Source organism: Mycobacterium sp. P4_H6, assembly GCF_056400845.1.
Genome location: NZ_JBFUKN010000135.1, coordinates 1 through 11,472, shown reverse-complemented (window position 1 = coordinate 11,472; position 11,472 = coordinate 1). Strand labels below are relative to the sequence as shown.

Here is an 11,472-nt window from a genome sequence, read left to right as displayed (position 1 = left end):
GGATGACCCGGATGCCGTTGAGTGCGTGATACAGCACCGCGGCGACCAGGCCGACCTCCATCAGACCGATGATCGGGGTCTTGTACGTCTCGATGATCGAGTTGTAGGCCTCGGGACTCACCCGGACCAGTGCCGTGTCGAGCACGTGCACCAAGAGAAAGAAAAAGATCGTCGCACCGGTGATCCGGTGCAATACCCAGGACCACATGCCTGGGTCGCCGCGGTACAAACTGCGGCGACGCGCAGGCTTTGATCGCGGTGCCGGTATCGCGGAATCCGCGGCYGTGGCTGTGCTCATCGAGTCCTCCAACGCCTTCGGTGGACGGCGGGGACAAGGCTGAATCCGTCCCCAAACCTCGGGGGCGACTCTAATCCCAAAACGGGTGCTTGAAGAACTAGCGTTGGGGTGAAAGCGGGCCCCTTACCACAAAGTTAGGGTCACCTATGTTGGTTCCCCGCTTCGGGAGTGGGGTTTTCGGAATGCATTCAGATGGCGGTGAACGGGGCCTCAATGGTAGTTGAAATTGATTGGAAGTCGTTGCGGGACAGCGCAATCAGTGTCACAAGGCAGGCTTACGCGCCGTATTCGGGTTTCCCGGTCGGTGCGGCTGCGATTGTCGACGATGGCCGAATCATCCTCGGATGCAATGTGGAGAATGTCTCATATGGCCTAGGTCTCTGTGCCGAGTGCGCTGTGGTCTGCGCCCTGCATTCCAGCGGTGGCGGGCGGCTGGTGGCGCTCAGTTGTGTGGCCGCCGACGGCGCCCCCCTGATGCCCTGTGGGCGGTGCCGGCAGGTGCTGCTGGAGCACGGCGGACCCGCGCTGTTGATCGATCATCCAGACGGACCCCGCACCCTCGCTGACCTGCTGCCCGACGCCTTCGGACCGGCTGATCTGGGGCGGGGGCCGGCGTCATGAGCTTCGATGCGCCCTCGGTGATCAGGACCAAACGCGATGGCGGTGTGCTCTCCGATGCCGCCATCGACTGGGTGATCGCCGCCTACACCGACGGCCGCGTCGCCGATGAGCAGATGTCGGCCCTGCTGATGGCGATCTTCCTGCGCGGTATGACCGGGGCGGAGATCACCCGCTGGACGACGGCCATGATCGCCTCGGGGGAGCGGTTCGACTTCGGCGATCTGGGGCGGCCGTTGGTGGACAAGCACTCCACCGGCGGTGTCGGAGACAAGATCACGATCCCACTGGTACCGGTGGTACTGGCTTGTGGCGCTGCGGTTCCCCAAGCCGCCGGTCGCGGCCTCGGCCACACCGGCGGCACGCTCGACAAGCTGGAGGCGATCCCCGGATTCACCGCCGAACTGTCCAAAAACCGCATCCGGCAACAACTGTCCGAGATCGGTGCCGCCATCTTCGCTGCCGGGGACCTGGCGCCCGCCGACCGCAAGATCTATGCGCTGCGCGATGTCACCGCGACCACCGAATCGCTGCCGCTGATCGCGAGTTCGGTGATGAGCAAGAAGCTGGCCGAGGGTGCGCAGTCTCTGGTGCTCGACGTGAAGGTCGGTAAGGGTGCGTTCCTGAAGACCGAGGCCGAGTCACGGGAGCTGGCCGCGACCATGGTGGCGCTCGGCAACGACTCCGGGGTACCGACGCGAGCGTTGCTCACCGACATGAACCGGCCGCTGGGCCGTGCCGTCGGCAACGCCGTGGAGGTCGCGGAGTCCCTGGAGGTGCTGGCCGGTGGCGGCCCGGATGACGTCGTGGAGCTGACGCTGGCGCTCGCCACCGAGATGCTGGACGCGGCGGGCCTCGACGGGGTGGACCCGGCACAGACGCTGCGGGACGGCACCGCAATGGACCGGTTCCGCGCGCTGGTCGCCGCGCAGGGCGGCGATCTGTCCGCGCCACTGCCCGTCGGCGCGCACGCGGAGACCGTGGTGGCCGCCGCCGGTGGCGTGATGGGCGATATCGATGCGATGGCCGTCGCCATGGCGGCCTGGCGCCTCGGGGCCGGCCGGGCCGCGCCGGGACACCCCGTGCAATTCGGCGCCGGCGTGCAGATCCACCGTCGCCCCGGTGAACCCGTGGCCGCCGGGGACACCCTGTTCACGTTGCACACCGACACCCCCGAGCGGCTGGTCCCCGCACTCGCCGAACTCGACGGCGGGTGGACGGTCGGGGCGGCGGCGCCGGTACTCGGCCCGTTGATCATCGACCGCATCGGTTAGCGGTCGGGTCGGCGACGGTTGGGTGAACTGGCCTGCCGAATGGCGCCGCCGCGAGCAAGATGGATAGATGAGTACGCCGTTGACGCTGGACCTCATCCAACAAGCCCCCAAGGCGCTGCTGCACGACCACCTCGACGGCGGCCTGCGGCCGGCCACCGTCCTGGAGTTGGCCGAACAGGTCGGCTATGACGACCTGCCTGCCGGCGACGTCGACGGGCTGGCGACCTTCTTCCGCACTGCCGCGCACAGCGGCTCGCTGGTCCGCTATCTCGAACCGTTCGCCCACACCGTCGGGGTGATGCAGACCCCCGACGCGCTGCACCGGGTGGCGTTCGAATGCGTGGAGGACCTGGCCGCCGACAACGTCGTCTACGCCGAGATCCGGTTCGCCCCGGAACTGCACATCGACGGTGGGCTGTCGTTGGACGCGGTCGTCGATGCGGTGCTGGACGGTTTCGCGGCGGGCGAGAAGGCGGCCGCCGGCGCAGGCCGCGCCATCGTGGTCCGCTGCCTGGTGACCGCGATGCGGCACGCCGCCCGGTCCCGGGAGATCGCCGAGCTGGCGGTGCGGTTCCGGGATCGCGGGGTGGTCGGCTTCGACATCGCCGGAGCCGAAGCCGGTTACCCGCCGAGCCGCCACCTCGACGCGTTCGAGTACATGCGAGGCAACAACGCGCGCTTCACCATTCACGCGGGCGAGGCCTTCGGGTTACCGTCCATCCACGAGGCCATTGCGTTCTGCGGGGCGGATCGGCTGGGCCACGGTGTGCGTATCGCCGATGACATCTCGGTGGCCGAGGACGGCAGTTTCGAGCTGGGCCGGCTGGCGGCACTGCTGCGGGACAAGCGCATTCCGCTGGAGCTGTGCCCGAGCTCGAATGTGCAGACCGGCGCGGTCGACAGCATCGCCGAGCATCCGTTCGATCTGCTGGCGCGGGCCCGGTTCCGGGTCACGGTGAACACCGACAACCGGTTGATGAGCGACACCACCATGAGCCAGGAGATGCTGCGCCTGGTGGAGGCCTTCGGTTACGGCTGGAGCGACCTGCTGCGGTTCACCATCAACGCGATGAAGTCGTCGTTCCTGCATTTCGACGAGCGGCTGGCGCTCATCGACGGGGTGATCAAACCGCGGTATGCGGTGCTGATCGGCTGAGCCCGGCGGCGATTCGTGGAGCGGCGGCCGTAATGGTCACGGCCGGCGCTCCATACGTCACTCGGCGCGCAGCCGGGATTCGACGAAGCGCTCCAGCTCTTCCCACTGGTCGACGGCCTCGGCCGTGGAACCCTTGGGCTTGGGCTTCTTGGGGTCGAGCACGTGGTYGACGAAGGCGCCCAGCGGCTGGCTGGACTCCAGCGCCTTCGACACGCTCGGGTCTTCGGCGTAATCGCCGACATCCCTGAGGAATTCCAGCGCCAGGTCCAGCTGATCACGGTCGACGGCCTCGGGGCCGTCGGCGATATCGTCGGCCAGACCGGACAGCACGTAGATGTTCTCGTCGGTCACCTCGACGCGCAACGAACCGTCGGTCGCCGCGGTGCGGATGATCTCGTAGGAGCTGAAACCGGACAGGTCGCTTTCGTGTTCGTCGGCCAGATAGCGGGCCAGGGTGCGCTCGGAGCTGAACACGCTGATGCGGCCGTTGCGGCCCAGGAAGCGCGGTTCATCGCCGAAGTAGCAGCGCAGCGTGTACAGGGTGCCGCTGCTGGTCATGATCCGGATCGGGTCGATACCGACCTGCGTCCAGAAGTCCTTGTCGCTGCCGAGGACTTGGCGTTCGGCCTCGGCCTCCAGCGCGTCGCTCTCCTCCTCGGTGTCCACCACGCCCTCGATGACCACCTCGTCGTCGTCCTCGTCGTCGACGATGATGTCGTCGATCTCGGGGGCGGGCTCGGCCAGCTCGGCTTCGGCCTTCGCCGACTCCGCCGAGGGCACGTCCGGGGTCTTCACCAAGGCGTCGATCGCGTCGACGACACCGTCCCAGGCGCGGCCGATCACCGCCTCGATCTCGGCCCACCGCTTGCGTCCGGCGCGGCCGCTGAACGCGTCGAGGCCGCCGCCGATGGTGCCCAGCACGGGATTGCCGTTGAACATCTTGGTGACGGTGGGCAGGTCGCACACCGAGCCGATCGCCGAGACGAAGCCCAAGGTGCCGCGCAGCGTCTTGATGGACTCCTCGGTGGGCTTCTCGGCGACGAGCTCCGGCACCGCGATCAGGTCGTGCTGCTGGTCCTCGGCGGGATCGAACCGATGCGCATTGGCCTGGGTGAGCTTCTCCCAGGCGGGGTGATCGGTCAGATCGTTGTCGCTGTCGGTGCGCACGAACGCTGCCAGGTCGGCGACCGACTCAAACGCGAAGATGTCCTCGTCCTTGCCGAGGAACGCCTCCCATTCGTCGCCGGCGTCGCGCCAGCGCGGTGCCCACAGTGTGTAGAGGTCGCCGTTGGTCAGCCCGATCCGGACCGGGACGATGTCAGCCGCCATGGCGCACAGCGTAACGATGCCTGCTGAGCGACCCGGTGCCACACCCTCAGCTGAGGAACCCGCCCTCATTTCGGGTCCTCTGCAAATCCCGCAGAACGGCCTCGTGCAGACCCAGGATCGGTTCGATGGTCGCGTCGATCAGGTCACGGAGGCGATCGCGACAATGGGACGCCTCTTCGAAGCTGAACACCGTCGGCAGCTGGCCCACCACGCCCAGCAGGCCGACTGCCAGCGGCGGGGGATCCGCGGGCAGCCCAGCGATGGCATTGCGCACCGCACGCGTGACGCGCTCGGCAAGGGATTCGACGAGGGCGTCGTGGTGCAGGCTCACCCGGGACGCGGTGAATCCCGGAATTGTGCGCCGCGGAATGATCCAGCCCTCGGCTTCCAGCTGGAGCCGGACCGTGCGGATCGCCTGATCGGGTTTCGGCGATATCGCTCTGGCCCAACTCGAATACCTGCGGCGGACGAGCTCGTCGATCATCGCGTTCAGCACCGGGTCGTGCGGGCGTGTGCTGCCGCCGCATTCGTTCGGCATGCCCTGCACATCGTGGATGTGGCCGTTCAGGTAGAGGTCGGTCAGCATGGCCGCGCGCAACGCCATGCCCAGCAGTCGTGGACCGGTGTGATCCAACCGCCCGCGCCGGCGGTCTATGCACAGCAGGTACAGCTGCCCGTGCAGAGTGTCCGGCAGGCCCGTGGGCATCATGTGAGTCAGTGTGCGGGCGTCGACGAGGTCGACTCTGGGTATGCGGGTACCTGATTGCCGGCCGGCCGGTCAGGCAGTCGGCCGGATGGGCGTTCTTTTCCGATCGCATGATCGGGGCTGACCTGCGGTGACACGATACGAACATGCATCCCGAGCAGTCCTGCGGGTCTTGTCGAACCCCGCTCAGTGCGTCGGCAAACTTCTGCAGTGAATGCGGTGCGGCGGTGACTCGGGCCGCCCCACGAGCGGAGTACAAGCAGGTCACGGTGCTTTTCGCCGATGTCGTGCATTCGATGGACATCGCAGCAGCAGTGGGCGCGGAACGCCTCCGCGAGATCATGACCGAGCTGGTCGGGCTCTCGGCCGCCGTTGTACAGCGCTACGGCGTCACGGTGGACCAGTTCACCGGTGACGGGATAATGGCGGTCTTCGGCGCGCCGCGTGCGGTGGAGGACCACGCTGTTCGCGCGTGTTTCGCGGCGTTGGCTATCCAGGAGGAGGCGAAGCGCCTCGCGGTCGATGTTCTCGACCGCGACGGTGAGCACTTGATGCTGCGAATTGGCTTGAATTCGGGTCAGGTCATCGCCGGTGAGATCGGTTCGAGTGCATTCGGCTATACCGCTGTTGGCGAGCCGGTCGGGATGGCTCAGCGAATGGAATCGATTGCGCCGCCGGGTGCGGTGATGGTTAGTGCGTCCACCGCGCGACTCGTCGAAGGAAATGCGATTCTCGGTGAACCTGAAATGGTTCGGATCAAGGGTTTCGGTCAGCCGGTGCCTGCGATCCGCCTGCTGGGCATGCGCCAGGATCGGATGCGGTGTCGAACCGAATCGAATTTCGTCGGTCGGCATTGGGAGATGGCAGAGCTTGAGGCGTCACTGGAACGTGCCATGCACGGGGACGGGGCTGTGGTCACTGTGGTGGGGCCACCCGGTATCGGGAAAAGCCGCCTGGTGCGGGAACTTTCGGCCACGGCATTAGCCCGTGGCATCGAGATTGCAACCACCTTCTGCGAATCTCACACCAGTCAGATTCCTTTCCACGTGATTGCGCGCTTCTTGCGTGCGGCTACGAGAGTCGAAGGCCGGGACGCGCAGACCGCCGGCGACTTGTTGCGGCAGAGATTCTTTGATGAGGACCCGGAGGATTTGCTGCTACTCGCTGACTTGCTGGGAATCGCCGATCCTGGCGCCGTCTTGCCCCGAATAGACCCGGATGCACGGCGGCGACGCCTGACCGCCCTGGTGAACGCCGCGTCAGTAACGCGCGAGAATCCGACGCTTTACGTGATCGAAGATGCTCATTGGGTAGATGAAGTCAGCGGGTCGATGTTGGCCGAATTCATGTCGGTGATTGCGCAGACATCCTCGTTGGTGGTCGTCACATACCGGCCGGAGTACGGAGGAGCGCTCACGCGGGTGCCGGGTGCTCGGACCATGGCTTTGGCTCCGTTGAGCGGAACCGCGAGCGCAGCGTTGGTGGCTGAGCTTCTCGGGTCAAATCCCTCGGTGTCCGATTTGGGCACGATGATCATGGAACGCGCCGCCGGAACTCCTCTTTTCGCTGAGGAGATCGTGCGGGAACTGGCGGAACGGGGTGTCCTGGAAGGGGAAAGCTGCGCATACCACTCGACGGCTTCGGTCGCAGACGTGGCCGTGCCCGCCACCTTGCAGGCCATTATCGGTGCGCGCATCGACCGACTCGACACGAGAGCCAAACGTACGCTGACTGCTGCGGCGGTGATCGGGTCACGATTCTCATGTGATCTGCTGATCGATCTCGGCGTCGAACCTGAGACGACGAGTCTCGTGTCGGCCCAGCTCATCGATCAGGTCGGGCTCACCCCCTCAACGTCGTATGCGTTCCACCATCCGCTCATTCGCGCAGTGGCCTACGAGTCACAGCTCAGGTCTGATCGCGCCCTGATGCACCGGCGTGTAGCGGCAGCGCTCGAAGGCCGCGAACCAGCGTCGGGTGATGAGAATGCCGCCTTGATTGCCGAACACCTTGAAGCTGCCGGCGATCTGCAGGCGGCATACGACTGGCATATGCGCGCGGCGAATTGGGCGAGAAGCCGAGATATCAACGCATCACGACTGAGCTGGGAGCGAGCCCGCATAATCGCCGACTCAGYGCGTATCGACGACCCGAACCGCGCGGCCATGCGCATCGCCCCCCGCACCATGTTGTGCGCAACCGCATACCGTGAACGTGCGCACGGGGCCGACGCCCGGTTCGACGAACTGCGGCAGTTGTGCACTGCTTCAACCGATAAACCGTCGTTGGCCATCGCGATGGCCGGGCTGGTGATGGATCACGCTTACCAAGGTCACATCGTCAGGGCATCGCGGCTTGCCACCGAGGCTATGGCCCTGATCGAGTCGTTGGACGACACGACGCTGACGGTGGGGCTGTCGTACCCGGCGATCTACGCGAAGATCGAGAGCGGCGAGTATTCCGACGTCCTGCGGTGGTCACAGCACATGGTCGACCTGGCCCACGGTGATCCCTTCGCGGGCAACTTCATCTTCGGATCACCGTTGGCACTGGCCCTGGTGTCGCGGGCGATGGCCAGCTATCACCTCGGCCTGCCCGACTGGCGGACCGATCTGAGGCGGGCTGTGGATTTGGCCCACCGCGCCGACCCACTGACCTACGCCGCGGTCGTCGCTTTGTGCTACTTCCCTGGAATTGCGAATGGGGTGCTCTCGTCCGACGACCAGGCGCTGCGCGAGGCCGAGGATGCGCTGCAGATTGCCGAACGTTCGGGCAACGACATGGCGGTGGCGTTCGCAAGGTTTGCCCTGGGCATCACGTTGGTGCACGGCGAGCAGGTTGTGGGGCGTGATCGCGGACAGGCGCTGCTGGCTGAGGTGAGCGACGTTTTCGAACGCAATCGACACAACGTGGGGGATCTTCCGGTCGTGAATGCGTATTTGGCACGGGAACGAGCCAAGAGCGGAGATCGTGACGGGGCGATACCGCAGATGCGCGCTGCCGTCGACCAGCTGGTCCGCGAAAAGCAGTTATTGGCGTGGGGTATTCCCGTCATCGGTGTTCTGGTCGAAACGTTGCTTGCCCGTGCGGCCGACGGCGACATCGCCGAGGCTGAGACCGCCATCGATCAGTTGGCCGTCGCTCCGGCCAATGACGGACTGATTTTGCGCGACATCTGGGTACTGCGGCTGCGCGCCTTGCTCTCGAAGGCACGCCGCGACGATCTTGCGTACCGCGCCCTGCGCGATCGTTATCGTGAAAGCGCCTGTGCACTGGGACTCGAGGGACATGTTCGTTGGGCCGATTCCATGCTCTGACTGCTCACGCAGTCGGCCGCCAGAACCCTTGAAAGCCCTGTCCGGCGTTGGTCGTTCTGATCGGGGACAACTTCACCGGATCTCCCGCCTCGATCATGGTGCCGTTTCCGACGATCATCGCGACGTGGCCGTCCCACACCGCCAGGTCGCCGGGACGCAGGGAGCCGGCGCCGACGGCGGCCCCGATGTCCTGCTCCTGCGCCAGCCGGGGAATGTTCAGCCCGGCCTCCTGGTAGGCCCACTGGGTCAGCCCGCTGCAGTCCAGGCCGACACCGGCCGTCGTCCCGCCCCATTGGTACGGGACGCCGAGCTGGGTGAGCGCGTGCCGCACGGCACCGGCGGCCACCGCGTTGGGCGCCATGACGGTGCTGCCGTCGGGCAACGTGACCGTCTCGCCGGCGCCGAACTGTGCGGCCTCGGGCACATCGCCGTGGCGTGCGGCGAGCATCGCCTCGGCAGGCCCGGACCCGAACCCCGACGACAACCCCGCACCCGGACCGGATGACAGGCCCGAGCCTCCCGATGGCGCGAACCCGCCGTCGCYCGCGCTGGGCAGTGCCGGCGAGAAGCCGGCCGGACTGGTGGCAGCGGGCGGCGGCGGCGACGCGGTGACGCGCTGTGCGCCGCCGGTGAGTTCGGCGCGCAGGTGATCGACCATCTGCTCGGCCGATGACCGGGCTCGACGTGCCTCATCGGCGAGTTCCTCGGCGGCGCCCGGGGTGTCCAGCTGCGCCTCCAGTGCCGCGGCGCGGGCCTCGAAGTCGGCGATGAGACGCTCCAGTTCGGCGCGCACCCGGGTGACCGCTTCGGCGGCGGCGCCGATCTTCTCGCCCAGTGCAGCGATGCTTCCGGCGAGCAGGCGGATGTCCGCCACCGACCGCTCCAGCCGGTCGGCCGCCGAGGTCGCCCCGGCCCCGGCCCATGACCCCAGCAGCTCGTCGGCAGTGCGGGTGACGGCGGCAGCGGCATCGCCGAGCCGCCGCTGCGCGCCATCCAGCGCCGCCGCCGGCTGCGCCGTCTGCCCGGTGCCGAGGAGCGTGAGTAGCTGGTGCAGCGGCGCGCTGAGCGCGGCAGTGACGGCGCCGGGCATCGTCAACCGCCGAGCGTGGCGATCGACCGGCGTTCGGCGTCCACGTAGGTCCCGGCGGTCCGCGCGGCGGTGTCTGCGGCCCGGGCCAGGTCCGCGCCCAGGCTGGTGACCCGATGTGCGGCGTCGTGCAGAGCGGACGCGAGCGCGGACACGAAGTCCGACCCGACCGGCCCCAGTGCTTCGGCGCACGGCCCGGCGGCGGCGGGCAGGGCCGCGGCAATGGCGGCGAACTCGGAGGCTGTCCGGGTCAGCTCAACGCCGGCGGCTCCGATGGCCGCGGTATCAGCGAACATGTGGTTATGACGCGCGCCGGGGCCGTTCGGTTCCATTAATCTTCGCCGTATGGACTGTCGCGTCGTTGACCACCCGCTCGCCGCTGCCCGGCTCACCACGCTGCGTGACGAGCGCACCGACAACGCGGGCTTCCGCGCGGCACTGCGGGACCTGACGCTGATGCTGATCTACGAGGCCACCCGCGACGCGGCCACCGAACCGGTGCCGGTGCGCACCCCGCTCACCGACACCACGGGCACGCGGCTGGCCAATCCGCCGCTGCTGGTGCCGGTGCTGCGGGCCGGACTCGGCATGGTGGACCAGGCGCACGCGCTGATCCCGGAGGCGCAGGTCGGCTTCGTCGGGATGGCGCGCAACGAGGAAACCCACCAGCCGACTCCATATCTGGCTTCGCTGCCCGACGATCTCAGTGCGCGTGCCGTTTTCGTGCTCGATCCCATGCTGGCGACGGGCGGATCCATGGTGCACACCATCGATCTGCTCCGCGAGCGGGGCGCCGTCGACATCACCGCGGTGTGCGTGGTGTGTGCACCCGAAGGTATTGCCGCGCTGGAGAAGTCGGCGCCCGGTATCAGGCTGGTGACCGCGACCATCGACGACGGACTCAACGAGATCGCCTATATCGTGCCGGGTCTCGGAGACGCCGGGGATCGCCAGTTCGGACCCCGCTGAGTCACCACTGCGAGACGGCGGCCACCAGTTCGGTGCGCAGCAGCTGGGCCTGCGTCCGTGCGGTTGCGAGGTCATCGGTCGGAGCGCGGCGCACCTCGATATAGGACTTCAGCTTCGGCTCGGTGCCCGAAGGTCGCACCACCACCCGGATGTCGTCGCCGGTGAACACCAGCGCATCGGTGCGGTGCAGGCCGCGGCGCTGCCCCAGGTCATCCAGGCTCACCGCGATACCGGCAAGGGTGGCAGGCGGATCGGCGCGCAGCGCCGCCATGGCTTCAGCCGCGTCCTGCACCCGGCGCGAGACCGCCGACGTCAGGTGCACGCCGTGACGCCGGGCCAGGTCGTCGAGGGCGTCGGCGACGGTGCGGCCCCGTGACCGCAGCGCCGCCACCAGATCGCAGACCAGCACGGCGGCGCTGATGCCGTCCTTGTCGCGTACGGCATCCGGATCGACGCAGTGCCCGATCGCCTCCTCGTAGGCATAGAGCAGTGCCGCGCCGGGCGCGGTGGCGCGGGCCAGCCACTTGAACCCGGTGAGCGTCTCGGCGTGCTGCGCCCCGTAATCCGCGGCGATGGTGGCCAGCATCCGGGAGGACACCACCGTGCTGGCCACCAACGCCGAGCTCGGATCGGTCAGCAGGGACAGCAGATAATCGCCCAGCAGCCAACCCGTTTCGTCACCGGTCAGCATCCGCCAGCCCTGCGTTTCCCCGTCGGG

The 11,472-nt window shown here is 67.4% G+C and carries 11 protein-coding genes; 5 read left to right on the top strand and 6 right to left on the bottom strand.

The window, feature by feature from the left end:
- A partial coding sequence (sdhC, locus tag AC1DTF_RS30960) for a succinate dehydrogenase, cytochrome b556 subunit (protein ID WP_477476833.1) occupies window positions 1-208 on the bottom strand: 208 nt, incomplete at its 3' end.
- Between the two features lie 303 nt (window positions 209-511).
- Here sdhC and AC1DTF_RS30955 point away from each other — a divergent pair.
- The 3 genes from AC1DTF_RS30955 to AC1DTF_RS30945 all read left to right on the top strand — a co-directional run bounded on the left by AC1DTF_RS30955 (window position 512) and on the right by AC1DTF_RS30945 (window position 3,346).
- A complete protein-coding gene (locus tag AC1DTF_RS30955; RefSeq protein WP_057166954.1) occupies window positions 512-919 on the top strand; it encodes a cytidine deaminase in 408 nt (135 codons plus the stop codon).
- On the top strand, window positions 916-2,190 hold the full coding sequence (locus AC1DTF_RS30950; RefSeq protein WP_477476831.1) for a thymidine phosphorylase: 1,275 nt from the start codon (window positions 916-918) through the stop codon (window positions 2,188-2,190). Before AC1DTF_RS30955 ends, AC1DTF_RS30950 begins: the two co-directional genes overlap by 4 nt.
- Before the next feature lie 67 nt (window positions 2,191-2,257).
- Window positions 2,258-3,346 carry an adenosine deaminase gene (locus AC1DTF_RS30945; protein WP_477476830.1) on the top strand — a complete coding sequence of 363 codons (1,089 nt, stop codon included), beginning with the start codon at window positions 2,258-2,260 and terminating at the stop codon, window positions 3,344-3,346.
- Between the two features lie 57 nt (window positions 3,347-3,403).
- Here the strand turns inward: AC1DTF_RS30945 and satS are convergent, their stop codons facing one another.
- Window positions 3,404-4,675 (bottom strand): protein export chaperone SatS, encoded by a 1,272-nt coding sequence (gene satS / locus AC1DTF_RS30940; RefSeq protein WP_477476829.1) that lies wholly within the window; start codon window positions 4,673-4,675, stop codon window positions 3,404-3,406.
- 46 nt (window positions 4,676-4,721) lie between these two features.
- The gene (locus tag AC1DTF_RS30935; protein ID WP_477476828.1) at window positions 4,722-5,384 is read right to left on the bottom strand and encodes a GOLPH3/VPS74 family protein; all 663 of its coding nucleotides are present in this window, start codon (window positions 5,382-5,384) and stop codon (window positions 4,722-4,724) included.
- 143 nt (window positions 5,385-5,527) lie between these two features.
- Between AC1DTF_RS30935 and AC1DTF_RS30930 the strand changes: the two genes are divergently transcribed.
- On the top strand, window positions 5,528-8,698 hold the full coding sequence (locus AC1DTF_RS30930; protein WP_477476827.1) for an adenylate/guanylate cyclase domain-containing protein: 3,171 nt from the start codon (window positions 5,528-5,530) through the stop codon (window positions 8,696-8,698).
- Window positions 8,699-8,702: 4 nt separating this feature from the next.
- Here AC1DTF_RS30930 and AC1DTF_RS30925 read toward each other — a convergent pair whose 3' ends face one another.
- Together AC1DTF_RS30925 and AC1DTF_RS30920 are read right to left on the bottom strand one after the other, a co-directional pair.
- On the bottom strand, window positions 8,703-9,788 hold the full coding sequence (locus AC1DTF_RS30925) for a C40 family peptidase (RefSeq protein ID WP_477476832.1): 1,086 nt from the start codon (window positions 9,786-9,788) through the stop codon (window positions 8,703-8,705).
- Window positions 9,789-9,790: 2 nt separating this feature from the next.
- Window positions 9,791-10,081, bottom strand: a complete 291-nt coding sequence (locus AC1DTF_RS30920; protein ID WP_477476826.1) for a hypothetical protein — start codon at window positions 10,079-10,081, stop codon at window positions 9,791-9,793.
- 49 nt (window positions 10,082-10,130) lie between these two features.
- Here AC1DTF_RS30920 and upp point away from each other — a divergent pair, with 49 nt between their 5' ends.
- Entirely contained in the window at window positions 10,131-10,754 is a 624-nt protein-coding gene (gene upp / locus AC1DTF_RS30915) for a uracil phosphoribosyltransferase (RefSeq protein WP_057166855.1), read from the top strand.
- A 1-nt stretch (window position 10,755) separates the two neighbouring features.
- Here upp and AC1DTF_RS30910 read toward each other — a convergent pair.
- A partial coding sequence (locus AC1DTF_RS30910) for a phosphohexomutase domain-containing protein (RefSeq protein WP_477476825.1) occupies window positions 10,756-11,472 on the bottom strand: 717 nt, incomplete at its 5' end.